Annotated in this window: 20 protein-coding genes and 1 pseudogene; 8 read left to right on the top strand and 13 right to left on the bottom strand. The window is 73.4% G+C overall.

What is annotated here, in order from left to right; all coding sequences use genetic code 11:
* A pseudogene (locus OO47_RS38220) lies at window positions 1-117 on the bottom strand (acyl-CoA dehydrogenase family protein); the annotation flags it as partial.
* A gap of 125 nt (window positions 118-242) precedes the next feature.
* On the opposite strand from OO47_RS38220, the gene OO47_RS29485 reads away from it, so the two are divergent.
* From OO47_RS29485 to OO47_RS29475, 3 genes are all read left to right on the top strand, one after another.
* Complete coding sequence (locus OO47_RS29485; RefSeq protein WP_030215846.1) at window positions 243-1,568, top strand: UDP-glucose dehydrogenase family protein; 1,326 nt, start codon at window positions 243-245, stop codon at window positions 1,566-1,568.
* Between the two features lie 36 nt (window positions 1,569-1,604).
* Window positions 1,605-2,171, top strand: coding sequence for a hypothetical protein (locus OO47_RS29480; RefSeq protein ID WP_030215847.1), 567 nt, complete (start codon window positions 1,605-1,607; stop codon window positions 2,169-2,171).
* Window positions 2,172-2,283: 112 nt separating this feature from the next.
* A complete protein-coding gene (locus OO47_RS29475; RefSeq protein ID WP_030215849.1) occupies window positions 2,284-2,664 on the top strand; it encodes a VOC family protein in 381 nt (126 codons plus the stop codon).
* Between the two features lie 6 nt (window positions 2,665-2,670).
* Here the strand turns inward: OO47_RS29475 and OO47_RS29470 are convergent, their stop codons facing one another.
* Genes OO47_RS29470 through OO47_RS29460 form a run of 3 tightly spaced genes read right to left on the bottom strand, consistent with a single transcriptional unit; the run spans window position 2,671 to window position 5,512 of the window.
* Window positions 2,671-3,873, bottom strand: coding sequence for a dipeptidase (locus OO47_RS29470; protein WP_030215853.1), 1,203 nt, complete (start codon window positions 3,871-3,873; stop codon window positions 2,671-2,673).
* A complete protein-coding gene (gene purE / locus OO47_RS29465; protein WP_030215856.1) occupies window positions 3,870-4,397 on the bottom strand; it encodes a 5-(carboxyamino)imidazole ribonucleotide mutase in 528 nt (175 codons plus the stop codon). Before purE ends, OO47_RS29470 begins: the two co-directional genes overlap by 4 nt.
* Window positions 4,394-5,512: a 5-(carboxyamino)imidazole ribonucleotide synthase gene (locus tag OO47_RS29460; RefSeq protein ID WP_234323339.1), complete on the bottom strand. Its 1,119-nt coding sequence runs from the start codon at window positions 5,510-5,512 to the stop codon at window positions 4,394-4,396. The genes purE and OO47_RS29460 overlap by 4 nt, the downstream gene beginning before the upstream one ends.
* 220 nt (window positions 5,513-5,732) lie before the next feature.
* Here OO47_RS29460 and OO47_RS29455 point away from each other — a divergent pair, with 220 nt between their 5' ends.
* Window positions 5,733-6,251, top strand: coding sequence for a GtrA family protein (locus OO47_RS29455; RefSeq protein WP_030215860.1), 519 nt, complete (start codon window positions 5,733-5,735; stop codon window positions 6,249-6,251).
* 12 nt (window positions 6,252-6,263) lie between these two features.
* Here the strand turns inward: OO47_RS29455 and OO47_RS29450 are convergent, their stop codons facing one another.
* Together OO47_RS29450 and OO47_RS29445 are read right to left on the bottom strand one after the other, a co-directional pair.
* Window positions 6,264-7,535 carry an ATP-binding protein gene (locus OO47_RS29450; RefSeq protein WP_030215863.1) on the bottom strand — a complete coding sequence of 424 codons (1,272 nt, stop codon included), beginning with the start codon at window positions 7,533-7,535 and terminating at the stop codon, window positions 6,264-6,266.
* Between the two features lie 20 nt (window positions 7,536-7,555).
* Window positions 7,556-8,233, bottom strand: coding sequence for a response regulator transcription factor (locus OO47_RS29445; protein WP_030215865.1), 678 nt, complete (start codon window positions 8,231-8,233; stop codon window positions 7,556-7,558).
* 429 nt (window positions 8,234-8,662) lie between these two features.
* Here OO47_RS29445 and OO47_RS29440 point away from each other — a divergent pair, with 429 nt between their 5' ends.
* Window positions 8,663-10,168, top strand: a complete 1,506-nt coding sequence (locus tag OO47_RS29440; protein ID WP_030215866.1) for a peptide MFS transporter — start codon at window positions 8,663-8,665, stop codon at window positions 10,166-10,168.
* 78 nt (window positions 10,169-10,246) lie between these two features.
* Here the strand turns inward: OO47_RS29440 and OO47_RS29435 are convergent, their stop codons facing one another.
* Window positions 10,247-10,669: an ATP-binding protein gene (locus tag OO47_RS29435; RefSeq protein WP_030215868.1), complete on the bottom strand. Its 423-nt coding sequence runs from the start codon at window positions 10,667-10,669 to the stop codon at window positions 10,247-10,249.
* A gap of 111 nt (window positions 10,670-10,780) precedes the next feature.
* Window positions 10,781-11,149 (bottom strand): STAS domain-containing protein, encoded by a 369-nt coding sequence (locus OO47_RS29430; RefSeq protein WP_030215870.1) that lies wholly within the window; start codon window positions 11,147-11,149, stop codon window positions 10,781-10,783.
* Between the two features lie 219 nt (window positions 11,150-11,368).
* On the opposite strand from OO47_RS29430, the gene OO47_RS29425 reads away from it, so the two are divergent.
* The 3 genes from OO47_RS29425 (at window position 11,369) to OO47_RS29415 (ending at window position 15,741) form a co-directional block, all read left to right on the top strand.
* Complete coding sequence (locus OO47_RS29425) at window positions 11,369-12,286, top strand: RNA polymerase sigma factor SigF (RefSeq protein ID WP_030215872.1); 918 nt, start codon at window positions 11,369-11,371, stop codon at window positions 12,284-12,286.
* 186 nt (window positions 12,287-12,472) lie between these two features.
* Window positions 12,473-13,669 carry a DegT/DnrJ/EryC1/StrS family aminotransferase gene (locus OO47_RS29420; protein ID WP_030215873.1) on the top strand — a complete coding sequence of 399 codons (1,197 nt, stop codon included), beginning with the start codon at window positions 12,473-12,475 and terminating at the stop codon, window positions 13,667-13,669.
* Window positions 13,666-15,741 carry a lipopolysaccharide biosynthesis protein gene (locus OO47_RS29415; protein WP_051716126.1) on the top strand — a complete coding sequence of 692 codons (2,076 nt, stop codon included), beginning with the start codon at window positions 13,666-13,668 and terminating at the stop codon, window positions 15,739-15,741. The genes OO47_RS29420 and OO47_RS29415 overlap by 4 nt, the downstream gene beginning before the upstream one ends.
* Before the next feature lie 6 nt (window positions 15,742-15,747).
* On the opposite strand, the gene OO47_RS29410 is transcribed toward OO47_RS29415, so the two are convergent.
* The 5 genes from OO47_RS29410 to OO47_RS29390 all read right to left on the bottom strand — a co-directional run bounded on the left by OO47_RS29410 (window position 15,748) and on the right by OO47_RS29390 (window position 21,478).
* Window positions 15,748-16,812: a glycoside hydrolase family 26 protein gene (locus OO47_RS29410; RefSeq protein ID WP_030215877.1), complete on the bottom strand. Its 1,065-nt coding sequence runs from the start codon at window positions 16,810-16,812 to the stop codon at window positions 15,748-15,750.
* The gene (locus tag OO47_RS29405) at window positions 16,809-17,258 is read right to left on the bottom strand and encodes a hypothetical protein (protein WP_234323337.1); all 450 of its coding nucleotides are present in this window, start codon (window positions 17,256-17,258) and stop codon (window positions 16,809-16,811) included. Before OO47_RS29405 ends, OO47_RS29410 begins: the two co-directional genes overlap by 4 nt.
* Window positions 17,255-19,183, bottom strand: a complete 1,929-nt coding sequence (locus tag OO47_RS29400; protein ID WP_234323336.1) for a hypothetical protein — start codon at window positions 19,181-19,183, stop codon at window positions 17,255-17,257. The genes OO47_RS29405 and OO47_RS29400 overlap by 4 nt, the downstream gene beginning before the upstream one ends.
* Window positions 19,184-19,316: 133 nt before the next feature.
* Entirely contained in the window at window positions 19,317-20,126 is an 810-nt protein-coding gene (locus tag OO47_RS29395; RefSeq protein WP_030215883.1) for a polysaccharide deacetylase family protein, read from the bottom strand.
* Complete coding sequence (locus OO47_RS29390; protein ID WP_033210704.1) at window positions 20,123-21,478, bottom strand: glycosyltransferase; 1,356 nt, start codon at window positions 21,476-21,478, stop codon at window positions 20,123-20,125. Before OO47_RS29390 ends, OO47_RS29395 begins: the two co-directional genes overlap by 4 nt.
* Window positions 21,479-21,724 lie beyond the last annotated feature (246 nt).

The following is a 21,724-nucleotide window of genomic DNA, read 5'->3' as shown; positions in this document are numbered from 1 at the left end:
GTCCACCGCCGCCGCGAACGGCGCGATCTTCGCCTCCGCCAGCGCACGCACCGACTCCCGGAGCATGTCGTGCTCCTCCGAAGGACGGTACAGATCGAAATCGCGAGAACCTGCCACGCTCACTCACTCCCACGCTTGCTAACTACCGTTAAGTAACCCAAATGGTAGGGCGTGCCCGAGCCCCCGACCAGGGCACGGCTATGCTCGGGCAGGCATTCCGCCCGACCCCCCTGGAGTACCGCATGGCCCTCAAGATCACCGTGATCGGCACCGGCTACCTCGGCGCCACGCACGCCGCGGCCATGGCGGAGCTGGGCTTCGAGGTGCTGGGGCTCGACGTCGTGCCCGAGAAGATCGAGCTGCTGTCCTCCGGCCGGGTCCCGATGTACGAGCCGGGGCTCGAAGAGCTGCTCGCGAAGCACGTGGCGGGCATCGAGGGGTCGAGCGGCCGGCTGCGGTTCACCACCTCCTGGGAGGAGGTCGGCGCCTTCGGCGACGTGCACTTCGTCTGCGTGAACACCCCGCAGAAGCACGGCGAGTACGCCTGTGACATGAGTTACGTGGACGCCGCCTTCGCCTCCCTCGCCGGGGTCGTACGGGAAGGGGCCCTGGTCGTCGGCAAGTCGACCGTGCCCGTCGGCTCGGCCGAGCGGCTCGCGGCCCTGCTCCCGGCCGGGGTCGAGCTGGCCTGGAACCCCGAGTTCCTGCGGGAGGGCTTCGCCGTGGACGACACCCTGCACCCGGACCGGATCGTGGTCGGCGTGCGCGGCGAGCGGGCCGAGAAGCTGCTGCGCGAGGTGTACGCGGTGCCGGTCGGGGAGGGCTCGCCGTTCGTCGTGACCGACTTCCCGACCGCCGAGCTGGTGAAGACCGCCGCGAACTCCTTCCTCGCCACCAAGATCTCCTTCATCAACGCGATGGCCGAGGTCTGCGAGGCCGCCGACGGCGACGTCGCCAAGCTGGCGGAGGCCATCGGGCACGACGACCGGATCGGCGCCAAGTTCCTGCGGGCCGGGATCGGCTTCGGCGGCGGCTGTCTGCCGAAGGACATCCGGGCGTTCATGGCCCGGGCGGGCGAGCTGGGCGCCGACCAGGCGCTGACCTTCCTCCGCGAGATCGACTCCATCAACATGCGGCGGCGCGGCCAGATGGTCGAGATGGCCCGCGAGGCCCTGGGCGGGAACTCCTTCCTGGGCCGCCGGGTCGCCGTCCTCGGCGCCACCTTCAAGCCGGACTCGGACGACGTCCGCGACTCCCCCGCGCTGAACGTGGCCGGGCAGATACACCTCCAGGGCGGCCAGGTCACCGTCTACGACCCGAAGGGCATGGAGAACGCCCGCCGCCTCTTCCCGACCCTGGGGTACGCGGACTCGGCCCTGGAGGCCGTGCGCGGGGCGGACGTGGTGCTGCACCTGACGGAGTGGCGCGAGTTCCGCGAACTGGACCCGGCGGAGCTGGGCGAGGCCGTCTCCGCCCGGATCGTCCTGGACGGCCGCAACGCGCTGGACGCGGCGCGGTGGCGGGCGGCGGGCTGGACGTACCGGGCGATGGGGCGTCCGCGGGCGTAGCGCCGGAAAACCGGGGGACGACCGGGGGGACAGTACATGCGCACCGCCATGGGCGGATTCGTACGGACGATGGCCGCCGTGGCCGTCGGAGCGGTGCTCGTCACCGGGTGCGGCGGCGGGTCGGAGGGCGGCTCGAAGGGCCCGGCCGTCTTCGGCAGGGAGGCCGCCCAGGCGGACCTGGACGCGGCCGGCGAGGCCGCCGGGCTGCCCGGTGGAGCGAAGCCGGAGTCCCCGGAGCCGGAGGGCCCGTCCGGCGGTCCGGCCACCGAGGAGGCGCGGAAGCGGAAGGACGTGGCGGACCGGATGGCGGCCTGCTCGGCCGTGCGTGCGGCCGGCGACCTGGAGCCCGGCGAGGCGGAGCGGCAGTTCCGGGGCGTCCTCGCGGCCCTCGCGGAGCGCGGCTGGAAGGAGCACAGGCCCGTCGAGCGGACACCGGTCGGCGAGGACGGCTTCGTGCTCACGGCCCAGTACAAGAAGCGGGGGTGGACCCTCTTCGCCCGGCACACCGACGCGGACGTCTTCCGCATGACCGCGATCACGGCCACGGAGGACGCCTGCGCCGCCCGGTTCACGGACGCGGAACTGGAACTCCTGGAGGGCTAGGGCCTGTCCGGGGCCGTGGAGCCTTACCGGGCATCCGAGTGGGTAGGCGGGGTCAGGAGAACACCCCCGCTTCCGCGGAACCCGCGCGGAGCCCCTGCGAAAGAGGAGAGCCATGCCCGTCGCCACGCTGCGGTCCGTCGTCCTGGACTGTCCCGACCCGATGTCCCTCGCCACCTTCTACGCCGGGATCCTCGGCGGTTCGCCCCGTACCTCCTCGGACTCCGAGGAGGGGGACTCCTGGGTGATGCTCTCCGGGCATGACGGCACCCAGCTCGCCTTCCAGGAGGTCTCCGGGTACGTCGCGCCGCGCTGGCCCGAGGAGGAGGGCGGGCAGCAGTTCCACCTGGACCTGACCGTGGACGACCTCGACCGGGGCGAGGAGCAGGTCCTCGCGCTCGGCGCCAAGCTGCTCGACGCGGGCGGGCCCGACCGTGACTTCCGCGTGTACGCGGACCCGGTCGGGCACCCGTTCTGCCTCTGCGTGGACCGGTAGGAGCGGTCAGGCCGTCCGGCCGTCCAGGGACTCGATCGTCGCGTTCGAGGGGGCCGTGCGGTCCCTCAGGTCGCGGGAGACGTCCTCCGCGTCGCGCAGGACGCGGACCGCGTTGGACCAGGTCAGCTTGGCCAGGTCCGGGCGCGACCAGCCGCGGTGCAGCAGCTCCGCGATCAGGTTCGGATAGCCGGCGACGTCGTCCAGGCCCGACGGCGTGAAGGCCGTGCCGTCGTAGTCGCCGCCGATGCCGACGTGGTCGATGCCGGCGACCTCGCGCATGTGGTCGAGGTGGTCGGCGACCGTGGCGGCGGTGGCCACCGGGCGCGGGTTCGCCTCCTCGAAGGCGCGGTGCAGCGCCATCGCCCCGGCGGTGGTGTCGAGGTGGTCGAAGCCGTGCTCCCGCAGGTTCTCGTCCGCCCGGGCGGTCCACTCGACGGCCGCCGGGAGGATGAACTTGGGCACGAAGGTGGCCATCGCGACGCCGCCGTTGGCGGGCAGCCGCTCCAGGACGTCGTCCGGCACGTTGCGCGGGTGGTCGCAGACGGCACGGGCCGAGGAGTGCGAGAAGACCACCGGCGCGGCGGTGGCGTCCAGGGCGTCCCGCATGGTCGTGGCGGCCACGTGCGAGAGGTCGACCAGCATGCCGGAGCGGTTCATCTCGCGGACGACCTGCCGGCCGAAGGCGGAGAGGCCGCCGACGCCGGGGTCGTCGGTCGCCGAGTCCGCCCAGTCGTTGTTGTCGTTGTGGGTGAGCGTCATGTAGCGCACGCCCAGGGCGTGCAGCGCGCGCAGGGTGGCGAGGGAGTTGTTGATCGAGTGGCCGCCCTCGGCCCCCTTGAGGGAGGCGATGCGGCCCTGCTTCCGGGCCGCCTCCATGTCGTCCGCCGTCAGGGCGGGCGCGAGGTCGGCGGCGTACCGCTCCAGGAGCTGGTCGACCACGTCGATCTGCTCCAGGGTGGCGCTGACCGCGTCGTCCCCGGTGAACCGGCAGGGCACGTACACCGACCAGAACTGGGCGCCGACGCCGCCGGCCCGCAGCCGGGCCAGGTCGGTGTGGAGCGCGCCGGTCTGGTCGGCCGCGATGTCCATGCGGTCCAGGTCGTAGCGCACGTGCTCGCGCAGGGCCCACGGCAGGTCGTTGTGGCCGTCCGCCACGGGGTGGTCGGCGAGCAGCTCGCGCGCCTCTGCGAGGCGGTCGGCGGCGGTCACCGGGCGAAGCCGAAGGACTCGGCGCCCTCGACCTTGGCCCGCAGCCGCTTGCCCTTCTCCGTCGCCTGGTCGTTCAGCTCCTGCTGGAAGGCGCGCATCCGGTCGAGCAGCGCCGGGTCGTGCGCGGCGAGGATCCGGGCCGCGAGCAGGCCAGCGTTGCGGGCGCCGCCGACGGAGACCGTGGCGACCGGGACGCCGGCCGGCATCTGCACGATGGAGAGCAGCGAGTCCATGCCGTCGAGGTACTTCAGCGGCACGGGCACGCCGATGACGGGCAGCGGGGTGACGGAGGCGAGCATGCCGGGCAGGTGGGCGGCGCCGCCCGCGCCCGCGACGATCGCCCTGAGCCCGCGCCCGGCGGCCTCCTCGCCGTACGCGATCATCTCGCGCGGCATGCGGTGCGCGGAGACGACGTCGACCTCGTACGGGATCTCGAACTCGTCCAGGGCCTGGGCGGCGGCCTCCATGACGGGCCAGTCGGAGTCCGAACCCATGACGATGCCGACGACGGGGCTGGTGCTCATTCGGTGATCGTCCCTCGCAGGTAGCCGGCGGCGTGGCGGGCGCGCTCCAGCACCTCGTCCAGGTCGTCGCCGTAGGTGTTGACGTGGCCCACCTTGCGTCCGGGCTTCACGTCCTTGCCGTACATGTGGATCTTGAGCTGCGGGTCCCTGGCCATGCAGTGCAGGTACGCGGAGTACATGTCCGGGTAGTCGCCGCCCAGGACGTTGCACATCACGGTCCACGGCGCGCGCGGGCGCGGATCGCCGAGGGGCAGGTCGAGGACCGCCCGGACGTGGTTGGCGAACTGCGAGGTGATCGCGCCGTCCTGGGTCCAGTGGCCGGAGTTGTGCGGGCGCATCGCCAGCTCGTTGACGAGGATGCGGCCGTCCGCGGTCTCGAACAGCTCCACGGCGAGGTGGCCGACGACGCCCAGCTCCCGGGCGATCCGCAGCGCCAGCTCCTGGGCCTGCCCGGACAGCTCCTCGGACAGGCCGGGGGCGGGCGCGATCACGGTGTCGCAGACGCCGTCGACCTGGCGGGACTCCACGACCGGGTAGGCGACGGCCTGGCCGTGCGGGGAGCGGACGATGTTGGCCGCCAGCTCGCGCGTGAAGTCGACCTTCTCCTCCGCGAGGACGGGCACGCCCGCCAGGAAGGGGTCGCGGGCGCCCTCGGGCGAACGCACGAACCAGACGCCCTTGCCGTCGTAGCCGCCGCGCACGGTCTTGAGAATGATCGGGAAGCCCCCGACCTCGGCCGCGAAGGCCTCCGCGTCCGCGGGGTCCGCGACGATGCGGTGGCGCGGGCTCGGCGCGCCGATCGCGTCGAGCCGGGCGCGCATCACCCCCTTGTCCTGCGCGTGCACCAGCGCGTCGGGCCCCGGCCGGACGAGGATGCCGTCCGCCTCCAGGGCGCGCAGGTGCTCGGTGGGGACGTGCTCGTGATCGAAGGTGATCACGTCGCATCCGCGCGCGAAGTCACGCAGCGTGTCCAGGTCGCGGTAGTCGCCGATGACGACCTCGCTCACCACCTGGGCCGCGGAGTCCTGCGGAGTGTCACTGAGGAGCTTGAACTTGATGCCGAGGGGGATGCCCGCCTCGTGGGTCATACGGGCGAGCTGTCCGCCACCGACCATGCCGACTACCGGAAACGTCACCCTCTTAGGGTATCCGCACCATCGGGGAACACTCGTCCACCTGTGTCTTGACACAAGGGGGCCCTTGCGGCGGACGCGGCGGGGGTGAGGTTCGGCCATGGTTCACGCGGTCCATCGGCATGTGCCGGGGGCCCTGGTTAGCATGGACTGGTTGACGTCACCCGGGCGTCACCCGGACGGACGGGACAGAGCCATCACCATGAGTGAACCCGGCGCGCTGCGCGCGCGACTCGACCGGCTCTTCCGCGAGGTCGCGAAGTTCGGCGCCGTGGGGGCCGTGGGGGTCCTGGTGGACCTCGGGGTCTTCAACCTCGTGCGCCACTTCACGGACCTGCCCGTCGTGCGGGCGAGCGTCATCGCCACCGTGGTCGCGATCGCGTTCAACTACGTCGGGTTCCGGTACTTCACCTACCGCGACCGGGACAAGAGCAGGCGCACCAAGGAGATGTCCCTCTTCCTGGTCTTCAGCCTGATCGGCCTGGTGATCCAGAACGGGCTGCTCTACACGGCGACGTACGGCTTCGGCTGGGACGGGCCCCTGGCCAGCAACTTCTTCAAGTTCTTCGGGATCGGGATCGCGACCCTGTTCCGCTTCTGGTCGTACCGCACCTGGGTCTTCCGCGCCCTGCCGGCGAAGGAGGCGGTGCAGACCGCCGAATCGTTCCTGGAGCAGGCGCCGCCGCGGCAGGCGACCCGCCGCCAGCCCGACCGGGTCTGACCGGGCCCGTCCTCACCGTACGGGGCGGTCCGACGGCCGGTCCGAGACGCTTCTGGCCTCGCGGCCCAGGAAGAGCGCGAAGACCGGCGGCTGCTGCTGGAGGAGTTCCAGGCGTCCGCCGTCCGCCTCCGCGAGGTCGCGGGCGACCGCCAGGCCGATGCCGGTGGAGCTGCGGCCGCTGACGGCCCGCTCGAAGATCCGCGCGCCGAGGTCGGCCGGGACGCCCGGCCCCTCGTCGGTGACCTCGATCACGGACTGGTTGCCGGTGACCCGGGTCCGCAGGGCGACCGTGCCGCCACCGTGCATGAGCGAGTTCTCGATCAGGGCGGCGAGGACCTGGGCGACCGCGCCCGGGGTGCCCACGGCCCGCATCCCCTGCTTCCCCGAGTGCACGATGGCCCGTCCCGCGCTGCGGTAGGCCGGCCGCCACTCCTCGATCTGCTGCTTGACGACCTCGTCCAGGTCGAAGGCGACGGCGGAGCCGGTGCGGGGGTCGCGGGAGTTGGTGAGGAGCCGTTCGACGACGTCGGTGAGCCGCTCGACCTGGGTGAGCGCGATCGTCGCCTCCTCCTTGACCGTGTCCAGGTCGTCGGCGAGGGCGACCTCCTCCAGGCGCATGGAGAGCGCGGTGAGGGGCGTGCGGAGCTGGTGGGAGGCGTCGGCGGCGAGCCGGCGCTCGGCGGTGAGCATCCGGGCGATCCGCTCGGCGGAGGCGTCGAGGACGTCCGCGACCCGGTCCAGCTCGGGCACCCCGTACCGCTTGTGCCGGGGGCGCGGGTCGCCGGAGCCGAGGCGTTCGGCGGTCTCCGCGAGGTCGGTGAGCGGGGAGGCGAGCCGGTTGGCCTGCCGTACGGCGAGGAGGACGGCGGCGACGACGGCGAGCAGGGCCACCGCGCCGATGATCAGGAGGGTGCGGCCGACCTCGGCGGTGACGGCCGAGCGGGACTCCTCGACGATCACGGTCTCGCCGCGCTCGCCCTCGGCGGTGCCCCGGATGACGTCGCCCCCGGGCCGTTCCCCGATGGAGATCGGGTCGCGGCCGGGGATGAGGATCTGCGCGTACCGCTTGGCGCCGCTCTGCTCGGCGAGGATGTCCGGGTTGACCGGCTCGCCGCCGATGAGCCGGCTGTCCACGATGGAGACGATCCGCAGCGCCTCCGAGTCCACGCTCTCCTGGGCGCTGCCGGCGATCGTGCGGGTCTCGACGATGACGAGGGAGACGCCGAAGACGGCGATGACGACGAGGACCACGGCGAGCGTGGAGTTGATCAGACGGCGGCGCACGGACGCTCTTTCTCCGGGGGTCAGCTCTTCTCGAAGCGGAAGCCGACTCCGCGTACGGTGGCGATGTAGCGCGGGTTCGCCGCGTCGTCGCCGAGCTTCTTGCGCAGCCACGAGATGTGCATGTCGAGGGTCTTGGTGGAGGACCACCAGGTGGTGTCCCAGACCTCGCGCATCAGCTGGTCGCGGGTGACGACCCGGCCGGCGTCCCGGACGAGGACCCGGAGCAGGTCGAACTCCTTGGCGGTGAGCTGGAGCTCCTCGTCCCCCATCCAGGCGCGGTGGGACTCGACGTCGATCCGCACGCCGTGGGTGGAGGGGGCCGCGACGGGCTCGGTGGCGCCGCGCCGGAGCAGGGCCCGGACCCGGGCGAGGAGTTCGGCGAGCCGGAAGGGCTTGGTGACGTAGTCGTCGGCGCCCGCGTCGAGCCCGACGACGGTGTCGACCTCGTCGGCGCGCGCGGTGAGGACCAGGATGGGGACCGCGTGCCCCTCGGCGCGCAGCCGCCGGGCGACCTCCAGGCCGTCCATGCCGGGCAGGCCCAGGTCGAGCACGACCAGGTCGACGCCGCCCTGGAGGCCGGCGTCGAGGGCGGTGGGGCCGTCCTCGCGGACCTCGACCTCGTACCCCTCTCTCCGCAGGGCGCGGGCCAGCGGTTCCGAGATGGATGCGTCGTCCTCGGCGAGCAGTACACGGGTCATGGGGGTGATGGTAGTCCGCACCGCCCCCGGTCCGGGGTGGGATCCGCAGGGGTGGGGTGGACCCTGTGGATCGTGTGGGCATCCTGTGTGTGACCTTCGAATGAAGCCGTACGGTTGCAGTTCCGCCTGTGATCCATGTCTCAAGTCCTTTCATATCCGGCAGTGTCGTGTCGTATGGTGGCGAGACGTCTGTTGCGGTATTCGGGGACCTTCGGTCGGCTAGGCGGGCCGGGGTCCTCTTTTCTGCGTGAGGCCGGCCCGGCCGTCCTCGACGACGGCGAATGACCTGTGGGCCGGGTCCCGGGACGCGACGACGCGCCCCCGGGGCGTGGATCCCGGCGGAGTCCCCCGATTCCACCGGTGCCGGCCTCCCCCACCGGGCGCACCCCGCTCACAAGGCGAGCGCGTCCCGACAGAGCAAGGATCGACATGGCGTCCAGCCTGACGACGTCCTCGGCCGGGACCCCCGGTTCCGAGAAGACGTTCTTCGGCCACCCCCGTGGTCTGGCCACTCTCTTCATGACCGAGATGTGGGAGCGCTTCTCCTGGTACGGGATGCGCGCCATCCTGGTGCTCTACCTGGTCGCGGCCGTCCTCGACGGTCCCCTCGAAGAGCGTGAGGCGCTGGCCGCCTCCATCTACGGCGTGTACAACGCGGTCGTCTACATGGCCGCGATGCCGGGCGGCTGGGTCGCCGACCGCCTGTGGGGCGCGCGGAAGGCCGTGCTCGTCGGCGGCATCGTCATCGCCCTGGGCCACTTCACCCTGGCCATCCCCTCGGACACGGCGTTCTTCGCGGGCCTCGCCCTCATCGCCGCCGGTACGGGTCTGCTGAAGCCGAACATCTCGGCCATGGTCGGCGGCCTGTACGAGGGGCAGCCGAGCGCCCGCCGCGACGCCGGCTTCACGCTCTTCTACATGTCGATCAACATCGGCGGCATGGTCGCCCCGCTGGTCGTCGGCTACCTCGGCGAGAACGTCAACTGGCACCTCGGCTTCGCCGTCGCCGGCATCGGCATGACGCTCGCCGTCGTCCAGTACGTCCTGGGCTCCCGCCACCTCGGTGACGTCGGCAAGGAGCCGGGCACCCCGGCCACGTCCGAGGAGAAGCGGAACGCGCTGCGCAAGGTCCTGCTGTGGGGCGGCCTGGCCGTCGCCGCGCTCCTCGTGGACCTGGCCCTCGGCACGTACGACATCGAGCACATCGTCAACGTGCTCGCGGTGCTCGGCATCGTGGTGCCGGTCGTGTACTTCGTCGCGATGTACCGCAACCCGGCGCTGACCGCCGAGGACAAGCCGAAGATCAAGGCGTTCGCGTGGTTCTTCACCACCGCCGTCCTCTTCTGGATGATCTACGACCAGTCGGGCTCGCTGCTCACCCTGTTCGCGGACGGCAAGACCGACCGCATGATCGGCGGCTGGGAGTTCCCGGCCTCCTGGTACCAGTCGGTCAACCCGATGATGGTCATCGTCCTGGCACCGGTCTTCGCCGCGCTGTGGGTCAAGCTGGCCAAGCGGAACCGCGAGCCCAGCGCGCCCATGAAGTTCGCCCTGGCGATGCTGCTCATCGGCGGCTCGTTCGCCATCATGGGCCTCGCGGGTGCCGCCGCCGCCAACAGCGAGACCGGCAAGGTCACCGTCTTCTGGCTGCTGAGCGTCTACCTCGTCCAGACCATCGGTGAGATGTGCCTCTCCCCGGTCGGCCTGTCCCTGTCGACGAAGCTGGCCCCGAAGCAGTTCGTCGGCCAGATCATGGGCCTGTGGTTCCTGGCCACCGCGACGGGCAACGCCCTGAACGGCTGGACCACCAAGCTCAACGAGCCGCTGGGCGACGCGCTGTACTACTCGCTGTGGGCCGTCGTGGCGGTCGCCGCGGGCCTGGCCTTCATGACCGCGGGCAAGAAGATCCGTGCGCTGATGGGCGACGTCAGCTGATCCGGGCCGTACGCACGGAGGCCGCCGCACCGATCCGGTGCGGCGGCCTCCGTCGTTCCCGGGGGCTTCCGGCGGCGGTCAGTCGCCGGGGGCCGAGATCTCGGCCCAGACCGTCTTGCCGGGGGCTCCGGGGGTGCGGTCGATGCCCCAGTCGCGGCAGAGGCGCTGGACGATGAACATGCCGTGGCCGCCCGGGCGGCCGGCGCGGTGCGGGGTGCGGGGGGCGGGCTGGCCGGCGCCGCGGTCGGTGACTTCGAGGCGCAGCACCTTGGCCAGCCGCAGGACGCGCAGGCTCTCGGGCCCGTCGGCGTGCAGGCAGGCGTTGGTGACCAGCTCGGAGACGACCAGGAGGACGTCCTCGGCGGCGGCCCTGTGGTCGGCGCCGACGGCGGGCAGCCAGCCCCACTCGTAAAGCGCCGTCCGCGTGAAGTCGCGGGCGAGCGGAACCGTCCCGCTGGTCCCGCCGAGGGCGAGCGTACGGACGTCGGAAGCTTGGTCCATCAGCGCTTCACCTCACCGATCGACGGGGCAGGGGTCAGGACGTACGGGGCGTGCGGGGCCGGGGCGCGGCGGGCCGGGTGCCGGGAGCGGCGGGCCCGCGCGGGCCCGGGCTCAGTCGGGGAGTGCCGTCGCGAGCGTGTCGTGGACGGTGAAGACGGTGTCCGCGCCCGTGATGTGGAACACCCGGGCCACCGCGGGCCGCATCCCCACCAGGTGCACCGCGCCGCCGGCGGCGTCCGCCCGCAGCCGGGCGCCGAGGAGCACGTTGAGCCCGGTCGAGTCGCAGAACTCCAGACCGGTGCAGTCGACGACGAGCCGTGAACGGCCCGCGTCCAGTGCCCCGTCCAGGGGGTCGCGCAGGAGTTCGGCGGTGTGGTGGTCGAGTTCGCCCACCGGGGTGAGGACTTCGCTCTCCCCCACGGTCCGCGTCTCGACCCGCAGCCGCGCGGGCAGTGCGCTGCCGATGTGTTCGCGGTCCATGGCCGTGCCTCTTCTCGCTCTCGCGGATGCCGACTGACGTCCTCGAACACTACAAGCGGGTCGCCCTCTGATGCACACGGGGTCCATCTCATAACGGAACAAACGGTATTAATGGCACTTGCAACCTTCAGGGTCGAGCAGGTAGGGCTAGAGAGAACACCCGAAACGGCCGGCTTGGAGGCGCCGCAAACCGCTGCGAGAAGAACCCGAAGGAGACCCATGTCACCCCGGCTCGACGCCCCGCGTACCCCCGACGCGCCGTCGGCAATCCTGTCCGTCGTCCCCGCCTCACCCACCACCCCCGCCACCCCCCTCCCCGACGAGCTCGCCGACCGGCTGCTCGACCAGCCCCTGGACCGCATCGGTCCGGTCGACGCGCGCGCCCTGTCGAAGGACCTCTTCGCCCGCCTCGCGGAGCTGGAGGAGGGCACCCACGACCACGCGTACGTCCGCAACACCCTCGTCGAACTCAACCTCGCCCTCGTCCGCTTCGCCGCCGCCCGGTTCGGCACCCGGAGCGAGCCGATGGAGGACATCGTCCAGGTCGGCACCATCGGCCTCATCAAGGCGATCGACCGCTTCGAGCTCTCCCGCGGCGTGGAGTTCCCCACGTTCGCGATGCCGACCATCATCGGCGAGATCAAGCGCTTCTTCCGCGACACCTCCTGGTCCGTGCACGTGCCCCGCCGGCTCCAGGAGCTCCGCCTCGACCTCGCCCGGGCCACGGACGTCCTGTCCCAGCGCCTGGACCGCTCCCCCACCGTCGCCGAGCTCGCCGAGGAACTCGGCATAGCGCCGGAGGAGGTCGTCGAGGGCATGACGGCGAGCAACGCGTACACCGCCAGCTCGCTCGACGCCCAGCCCGCCGAGGAGGACGGCGGAGGCGGCGAGGCCGCGCTCGCCGACCGGCTCGGCTACGAGGACCATGCCATCGCCGGCATCGAGTACATCGCCTCCCTCAAGCCGATGATCGCCTCGCTGCCCTCCCGCGAGCGGCAGATCCTCTCCCTGCGCTTCGTCTCCGGCATGACCCAGTCGGAGATCGGCGAGGAGCTGGGCATCTCCCAGATGCACGTCTCCCGGCTGCTCGCCCGCACCCTGACCCGGCTGCGCCAGGGCCTCACCCTGGAGGAGTGACCTCCGGCTCCCGCCCCGAACCGTCAGGACGGCCGCAGCCGCGCAGACGGTCACGGAAGGGCCCGTCCACGGTCTGCCGACCCCGGACGGGCCCTTCCGCGCACCACCGCGCGGGTGACCGGAGGCGCGTTGTTGACGCGCCGTCCGGAATGGGCCACATTGAGCCCGGGTTTCAGGGGGAATCACATGGTTTCTGCGTACGCGGAACTGGAAGAACTCATGCGCGACCGGCTCGGGGGCAGGGAGTGCCTGTACGTGCCGTCGTGCCGCTTCGGCCTCTACCTCGCGCTGCGCCACTGGTGCGAGCCCGGCGGCAGGGTCCTGATGTCGCCGGTCAACGACGACGTCATCTTCTTCGTCGTGCTCGCCGCCGGCCTGCGCCCGGTGCAGGCGCCGCTCGACCCGCGCGACGGCTCCGTCGACGCGGCGGCCGTCCCCGACTCCGTCTGGAGCGGTCTGTCCGCCGTCCTCACCACCAACCTGTACGGGAACCCCGACCCGGCACCGGAGCTGCGGGAGCGCTGCGACCGGCTCGGCATCCCGCTGATCGAGGACGCGGCCCACGCGATCGGCTCCACCACCGGCGGCCGCCCGGTCGGCACGTACGGCGAGGCGTCCGTCTTCAGCCTCTCCAAGCACGTCCACGCCGGGACCGGCGGCTTCCTCTCCCTCGCCGACCCGGCCCTGCGCGACGAACTGGGCGCCGCCCGCGATGTGTTGCTGCACCCGACCCGCGCCGCCGCCGAACTCGCCCATCTGGCGCGGCCGTACGCGGAGGCCGCCGTGCGCGGACTGCGCCTGACCGGGGCCGCCCGCGCCGCGCTGCGGGCGCTCGGCCTGGAGGAGCGGGAGGAGATACGCATGCCGCTCCGTCCCGACACCCTGGAACGGGCCCTGCCGGCCGCGCCCGCCCTCGAACCCTTCCACCCCTGGGTCCGCGTCGACATGCACGCCTACCGGCTCCGGCCGGGCACCGCCAAGCTCCGCCGCACCGGCCGCCGGCTGGCCCGGCTCGACGGCGTCCTCGCCGCCCACCGGGCGGGCACCGCCCGGCTCCTGGCCGGCGAGTACGGCTCCGGCGCCGGGGCCGACGCGGAGGCGCAGCCCCTCTTCCGGGTGCCGCTGCTCGTCGAGGACCGGGACGCGGCCGTCGCCGCCCTCGCCCGGCGCCGGATCACCACCGGCTACGTCTACGACCCGCCCCTCGACGCCTATGCGGGCGAGGCGTTCACCGACCCCTCCCCCACGCCGGAGCCGGCCGCCTGGTTCGCCCGGCACGCCCTGCCGGTGGACCCGCGCCGCGCGGACGAGGTCCTGCCCGCCCTGCGTACCGCCGGCATCCGCCCCGCGCACCTGTCGACCGCGCCCGGCGGCGCCCGGTGAGCGAGACCGTACGGCTGCGGGACACCGGCCGTCCCGCGGCCGGGGAGCCCGCGGGCGCCGCGCCGGAGACCCCCGCCGGCCGGGACGGGCCGGGCGACGGCTCCCTGTTCCGCAACGCGTACGCCCTCATGCTCTCCACCGGCGTCTCCGCCGCCCTCGGCCTCGGCTTCTGGCTGGTCGCCGCCCGCCACTACTCCGAGGAGGCCGTGGGCCAGGGCTCCGCCGCCATCGCCGCCCAGCGGCTCCTCGCCTCCCTCACCGCGACCACGATGATCGGCGCCGTCGTCCGGTACGTGCCCCGGGCGGGCCGCGCCACCGGGCCGCTCGTCCTGCGTCTGTACCTGGTCAGCACCGTCGTCGTCGCCGCGGCCTGCGGGATCTTCCTGCTCACCCTGGACCGGTGGGGCCCCTCGTACGCGCCCCTCGGCACCCTCTCCGCCGGGCTCTTCTTCACCGCCTCCTGCGTCGGCTGGGCGCTGCTCACCCTCCAGGACGGCGTCCTCACCGGCCTCCGGCGGGCGATCTGGGTCCCCGTCGGCAACGCGGTCTTCTCGCTCGGCAAGCTGGTCCTGCTCGTCGTCCTGGCCGCCGCCGTGCCCGTGCTCGGCGTCTTCGTCTCCTGGTCGGCGGCGATCGCCCTGTCCGTCGTCCCGCTCGCCTGGCTCGTCTTCCGGCGGCTCATCCCCCGGCAGGCGCGCGCCGACCGGGACCGCGAGCCGCCGAGCCTGCGCGAGATCGGCCGGTTCATGGCCGGGGACTCGGTCGGCGCGCTCTTCAGCCTCGCCATGATCAACCTGCTGCCGGTGATGGTCGCCGTCCGCTTCGACGCCGCCCACAACGCCTTCTTCTACACGGCGTACACCGTCGGCGGCACGATGGAGTTCATGGCCATCAACATGGCCTCCTCGCTCACCGCGCACGCCTCGCACAGCCCGGACTCCCTCGCCGAGGGGGTACGGGGCGCGCTGCGCCGCATGGCGCTGCTGCTCGTCCCGGTCGTCCTCGTCCTCGTCGTCCTCGCCCCGCTGATCCTCGCGCCCTTCGGCGGCGACTACGCCGAGCACGGCACGACCGTGCTCCGGCTGCTGGCCGTCGCCGCGCTCCCCCGGGTCGCCGTCGAGCTGTACATCGGCGTGCTGCGCGTCCAGGGGCGCACCGGCATGCTGGCCGCCGTGCAGGGCGCCATGTGCGTCCTGGTCCTCGGCAGCGCGGCCGCCCTCCTCGGCCCGTACGGCATCGACGGCGCCGGGATCGCCGTCCTCGCCTCGATGACCGTGACGGCGGCGGTGTGCGTGCCGGGCCTGCGGGCCGTCCTCAAGGGCCGGGCGCCGGAGGCCCGGAAGACTCCCGTCGCCCCCGACGACGACGGGTACGGCACCACCTGGGCGCGCGAGAACGCCTACCTCCGCTCGACGGCCGCCCAGGACACGGTGACGCCCGCGTACGGCGTCCCCGTGTACGTGCCCCGGCCGCGCGCCCCCGAGCCCGCGCCCGGCGAGCGGCCCCCGGCCGTACGGAACCGCTCGTTGCCCGCCGTCCTCTGGGCGCTGCTCGCGGTGACGGTGCTCGCCTTCTGGCTGCCCCTGGCGTTCGCCGCCCCCCTCGGCCCCGGCCACTCCTCCGGCCGGGACCTGCTCGCCGCGCTCCCGGCGCCGACCCTGCTGGCCGGCTCGGTGCTGATCGGCCTCCAGGGCGCGGCGGTCGGCACGCGCACCTTCCACGGCGGATACGCGGGCGTGGTGCTGCTGGTCACCTTCCTCGCCCTGCACACCACGCCGCCGCTCCTGGGCCTGCTTCCGCCGGTCGCGGCCGGTCCGGGTGCCGAGCTGCTGGGCACGGGCCCAGCCGCCCGGTTCGCACCCGTGGTGGTGCAGGGTCTGTGTCTGGCGCTCGCGGCGCTGCTGCTGCGGCTGCTCGGCGCGGGCGGGCGGATCGCGGCCGGGGCGGTGTGGGTGCTGGTGTGGGCCGGCTGGACGGCCCAGCAGTCCCTCGCCGGCGGCCCGCTCCCGCTCCTGCTCGGCCTGGTCGGCCTGACGACGGCGGTGTACGCGATCCGGGGCCCGCGGCCCTGACCGGGCTCAGCGTCGCGGCAGGGGCTGCTTGAAGTACGGGTCCTGCCCGGCCGTTCGGTAGCCGTCGAGCCCCGGTCCGGAGTCGACGGTGAGGTCGCAGCCGGGTCCGGGCACGGGCCGGTTCCAGTGGACGTACGCCTTGGCCCCGGGAAGGGTCGGCGCGACCTGCGGGATCTCGGCGTACCAGTCGCGCTGGCGCTCGGGGCGCTCCGGGTCGGGGGCGGTGGCGAACTCGGCGAGCATGATCGGCTTCCGGTCGGAGACGTTCTCCCGGAGCCAGTCGTAGGCGGGGCGCTGGCTCGCGTCGAAGTCCCGCCAGGTGTCGGTGCCGTGACAGCGGTAGTAGTTGTACTGGTCCATGCCGATCCAGTCGACGTACCGGTCGCCGGGGTAGAGGCGCTTCATCTCGTCGGCCATGCCGAGGTAGCCGGAGACGGTCCACACCCAGACGACGTTGTCGGCGCCGAGCTCCCGGAAGCGGTCGTGGAGGTGCCGATGGGCGGCGACGTACTCGGCGGGGGTGCCGGCGCCCTCCTTGATGCGGGCGTCGACCTCCTGGTCGAAGGAGAGGAAGACCCGCTTGCCGTACTCCTTCACGCGGCGGATCTGCGGGTCGATGATCTCGGCGTCGTACCGGCCGGAGGCGATGTTCTTCCAGCCGAGCTGGGTCTCGGTCCAGCCGGCGTGGTGGGGCTCCTTCCACACGGTGGACTCCCAGGCGAGCATCAGCAGCCGGTCGCGGCCGAGTTCGCGCTCGTCGTCGGTGAGGAGGGTGCCGTCGAGCGCGCTGCCCGACATGTCGTGGTACGTGTACACGAGGTCGAGCTTGCGACCGATCTTCCGCTCGAAGGCGTACACGGGCCGGGTGAGCGAACTGTCCTGGTCGTAGGGGAGATAGGCGCCCCACCAGGCTCCGCAGGGTGCGACGAGCCGGGAGTCGGGGGCGCAGCGGTCGTCACCCTCGGCGACGGTGGCCCACACCCCTATCCCGGCGGTCAGCGCGCCGACGGCGGCGAGGGCGACCGCGAGGCGTCCGGCGGCGGTCCCCCGGGCGTGCCGGCTGCCGGTCACCGGCCCCCACCGGGCCCTCGTTCACGGGACAGGAAGGACTCGGCGTCCGCGGGGGCGACGGCGCCTCTGGTGGCGGCGGGCAGCGGGAGGCCCGGGAGGAAGGTGGCGACCGTGGTGAAGGCGGCAAGCGGGACGAGGAAGGCGGGCACGGAGAAACCTCCGACCAGGAAGAGGAACGTGGCGGTGAGCGCGGCGAGGGCGAGGCTGAGCGGGGCGGCGAGCGCGAACGCCTCCAGGCGGGCGCCCGGGCGCAGTCCGCGCGGCTGCGGGTGGAGCAGGGCGAGACCGGGGCCGAGACAGACGAAGAGCAGGACGGGGACCCAGCGGAGCGGAAAGCCGGCGGGGAGGAGGGTCACGGCGAGGGCGAGCCAGCCGGAGGCGGCGACGGCGGCCCTGGCCCCGTGCCTCCGGGTCCGGGAGGCGGGCGCGGTCGGATCGATGGTCACGGGGCACCGCCCGGGGTGGTGGTCGGCGGGGTGTGGACGAGGACGATCCCGTACGGGTGTTCCTCGACGGTCCTGAACAGCGGGGAGGCCTTGAGCCGGTCACGCAGGACGGTGAAGCCGCCGGCCGGGAGCAGGCCCTCCCCCGAGGTGTAGATGTCCTGGGTGCGGGTGAGGACGACCTGGGCGGTGACGCCGCGCGGGATGCGGTCGGCGAGGTACCGGGCCGGGTCGGCGAGCATCCTCTTGTTCTCGGCGGGGTCCTGCTCGCAGAACCACCAGTGCTCGACGTCGTCGTAGCGGTGCAGGGCCTGCGGAAAGGAGCCGGAGGTGGCGAGGAGCAGCCCGCCCGCCGGCATCCCGTCGATGGCGCGGACGACCAGGTCGGTCTCGGCGGGCGGGGTGTAGTACATGGCGTCCTTGCCGTAGTACGCGGGGAGGAAGCCGGCGGTCAGGGCGAGGAGGGCGGCCGGAAGGGCGACGGCGGTGACCCGGCGGCGGGTGACGGCGGCGCGGCTGCGGCGGGCGCCGCCGGCGGCGGGGACGAGTGCGGCGGCGGCGAAGAACGCCGCGCCGGGCAGCCCGAAGAGGTAGACGCGGAAGAGCATCTCGCCGCCGTAGTCGTTGACGGCGAAGAGCGGCAGGGGGGCGGCCGAGGCGAGCAGCAGCGGCAGGGCGCCGCGGGTGAGGCGGCGGCGGGCGAGGACGGCGATGCCGGCGAAGAGGACGACGGCGAGGGCCATGGCGATGCCGGCCCTGCCGGCGAGTTCGGGACCGGGGCCGGTGAGCTGGCCGGTGTAGCCGGCACGGGAGTTCTGGGTGAGTCGGCCGAGGGAGTCCTTGAGGGTGCCGAGGGTCTCCAGGAAGAGCGGGCGGCCCATGGTGAGGTTCCAGGCCAGCATGATCAGCCCGGTGACGGCGAGGAGGCCGAGGTTGCGGTAGCGCCGGGTGAGGCACAGGGCCGCCAGGACGACGCAGAGCATGACCGGGGTGAGCTGGTGGACCGCGTTGACCGCGAGGATCAGCGGGGACAGGATCAGCACCCCGACGGCCCGTTGCCGGGTGGTCGTGGACGGCGGCACGGCGGCGGCTGCCGGATCGAGCGCGGCGCGGTCGCGGAGCCGTCCGGCGGAGCCCGGCCGGACGAAGTGGCGCAGCACGACGGCGAGTACGGTCAGATGGAGGACGTAGGCGAGGCCCTGCGGGGCGAGGTAGTCCTGTCCGACCCAGTTGGCGAGCTGGAAGATCCAGACGGCGGTCCAGACGAGCCGCCAGTCCTCGGTGAAGGTGCGGTAGAGGAGCACGAGCACCGGCAGGAGGATCAGGCCGAGGACGATGGGCGCCCAGTTGAGGTAGACGGCGGTGGACTCGACGCCGAAGGCGCGGACGAGGGCCGCGTTGAGGGTGAAGAAGCCGGGCCACTGATCGTAGGCGGACATGTTGCCGGACAGGGCCGCGTGCGGGCGGAGTTCACCGGCGCCGAGGATGGTGTCGACGACGGCGTCGTGCTTGGACGCCCACGGGTAGCGCACCGAGTCGTAGAGGACGGCGGGCGCCGCTTTGAGGGCGACGAGGAGCCCGACGCAGTAGACGAGCGGCCAGCCGGGTGAGGTCCCGGCGCGGCGCAGCGCCACCAGGAAGCCCGCGGTGAGGATGACGAGGGAGGCGTAGAAGGTGACGGGCAGCCGGTCGAGGAGTCCGTAGTCGTCCATGGAGCGGAAGTCGGTCAAGGGCAGCGAGAGCCCCCACGACCCGAGGCCGAGCACCAGGAGGGCGGGGAGCAGCCGGGAGAGGGCGGGGACGGGGGCACGGCGCGGGTGCGGCGCGGACGTCTCCGGACGGCCGCCGTCCTTCCGCTCGGGGGCGCCGGGACGCGCGGGCACGGCCTCCTCGCCCACCGGTGCCGGCTCTTGGTGGTGCTGTCGCACGACGTCTTCCCCCCACTGTCCCCCGGGCGAGGCGAGGGAACGCATCTCGATTCTGCCCTGGTATGCAACTCCCGTCTCGTGAACGGGCTTTGTCCGGCCGGGTCCACCCCGCCCCGTCGGCTCCCGCCGCCGGTCAGCCGGCGAACCCGGGCCCCTTCAACAGCGCCCTGCCCCTGCGGTAGAGGCGCCAGCCGACGGTGGGCAGCGAGTCGGGGTAGGGGGCGGAGCGGGCGCCCGTGCCCTCCATCCACGCCTCGACGTCGGCGGTGGTGTGGCCGCGCCGGACGATGAGCCGGGCGAGCCGGAAGAGTTCGTCGGTCCGGGAGCTGAGCGCGTGCCGGACGGCGACGGCGGAGGCGTAGCCGGCGGCCTTCGCGGCCCGCCGGACGGCCGGACTGTTGTAGCCGTGCGGGTAGGCGAGGTGGATCACCTCGTGCCCGAGGACGTCCTCGAGGGCCGTCTTCGCCTCGCGCAGTTCGCGGCGCAGGACGTTCGGCGCGAGGGTGTCGAGCTGCGGGTGGGTGACGGTGTGGGCGCCGACCTCCATCCCGTACTGCTCCAGGCGCGGGACCTGGGAGAGGGTCATCATCGGCGCGGGCGGCAGCAGGCAGGGCCGGCCGGGGGTGATGGCGCCGGTGGTCAGGTACGCGGTGGCCGGGAGGCCGCGCGAGGCGAGCGCCTCGGCGGTCGGCCCGACCAGGTCGGCGAAGCCGTCGTCGAAGGTGAGGACGACGGGCCGGGGCGGCAGCGGGGTGCCGGCGGTGAGGTGTTCGACGAGGGTGCCGACGGTCAGCGGGGTGCGGCCGCTGCCGGTGATCACGTCGAGGTGGGAGGCGAACTGCCGTGGAGTGACGGTGAATTCCGCGATCCAGGACGGGGGATCGTCCATCACCGGGTGGTAGAGGAGGACCGGTATGCGGGTGTGCGCAGGGGCGCCGTTCATCGGGGGGCTCCCGTGGAGAGACGCGCCTTGAGGTAGCCGACGGGGCCGTAGAGCATGCCGCGGCGTTCGAGGCGGGAGAGGGACGCGGGCCAGGGGTGGTGCCGGGTGCCGTGCTCGCCGGGGACGCCGTCGCCGTGGGCCGTGCCGCGCTCGGCCGTCACGGCCCGGGCGTGAGCGAGGCCGCACGGCACCCGGGCGAGGAGCGCGGGCAGCAGGGCGGGGCGGCGGATCAACGTGGCGGTGAGATAGGCGGTGAGGCCTGCGCCGTAGCCGTACGCCTGGTTCCGCAGGTCCTGCCAGGTCTCGCGGTGGTGGTGCCAGACGAGGGCGTCGGGGGTGTAGCGGAGCCTGTGCCCGGCGGAGAGGACGGCGACGAAGGCGTACAGGTCGTCGCCGCCCTTCGCGGCGGTCCCGGTGCCGGTGGCGGGGTCGAAGCCGCCGGCCCGGCGCAGGGCCTCGGCGCGGAAGGCCATGTTGGCGCCGGAACCGAAGCTGCCGGCGGTGAACGGGAAGAGCGGTTCGTCGGCGGGCGGCCGGGCCGGATCGTACAGGCGCGGGGCGAAGCCCTTGGCGAAGCCGCCGTGCGATTCGAGGAGGACCTGGGCGGGGGTGGCGAGCCGGGCGGGCAGGATCAGGCCGGTGACGCAGCCGAGACCGGGGTCGGCGGCGAAGGGCCCGGCGAGGGCGGTGAGCCAGTGCGGGTCGGCGACGACGTCGTCATCGGTGAAGGCGATCACCTCGCTCCGGACGGCGGCGACCCCGGCGTTGTGGGCGGCGGCGAGACCGGGGACGTCCTCGCGGACGTACCGGACGCGGTCGGCGTACTTCCGGGCGACCAGGTCCCGGGTGTCCGCGGTCCGGGGCGCGTTGTCGACGACGACGACCTCGAAGTCGGGGTGGTCCTGGGCGAGGAGCGAGTCGAGGGCACGGGCGAGCTGCTCGGGACGCTCCCGGGTGGCGACGACGACGGAGGTGCGGGGCGGGGCGGCCGCACCGGTTTTCCCCCGGGCCCGAACATCGGCTTCCCCCGGGGCCCCGGCGTCGTCCTCCCCCCGGGCCCCGGTGTCGGCTTCCCCCCGGGCTTCCGCGAGCCGTTCCGCGTCGGAGAGGGGCGCGGGCCGGGCGAGCCGTTCCCGGGCGAGGGCGGCGAGCACGCCGGCGGGGTCCTCGCCGTCCGGGACGGTCCCGACGACGGTGGCGGCGGGCCGCCCCCGGAGCCGTACGAGCGCGTAGACGTCACCGGCCCCGACCTCCGGGCCGCCGGGTGCGGGCCGGAACGACAGGACGGGCCCGTCGGGCGCGGCGAGGTCGAGCTCGGCGACGGAGAGGGGGCGGGGCGGGCGGCTGTTCAACGGGGCTCCCCAGGGAGATGCGGAGACGGGCGCGGGGACGCGGGGCGACGGGCCGGGACGGAACGGAGGGACCCCACCCGGGCCAGGCCTCACGGTTCGGAAGGGCCGGGCCGGAAGGAGCGGTTCGGGAGGGTCGCGCCGGAAGGAGCGGTTCGGAAGGGCTGGTTCGGGAGGGTCGGGCCGGAAGGAGCGGTTCGGGAGGGTCGGGCCGGAAGGGCTGGTTCGGGAGGGCTGGTTCGGGAGGGC

It is taken from the genome of Streptomyces bikiniensis (assembly GCF_000716625.1).
GTDB classification, from domain to species: Bacteria; Actinomycetota; Actinomycetes; order Streptomycetales; family Streptomycetaceae; genus Streptomyces; species Streptomyces bikiniensis.
This window is presented reverse-complemented; position numbering and strand designations above follow the sequence as displayed.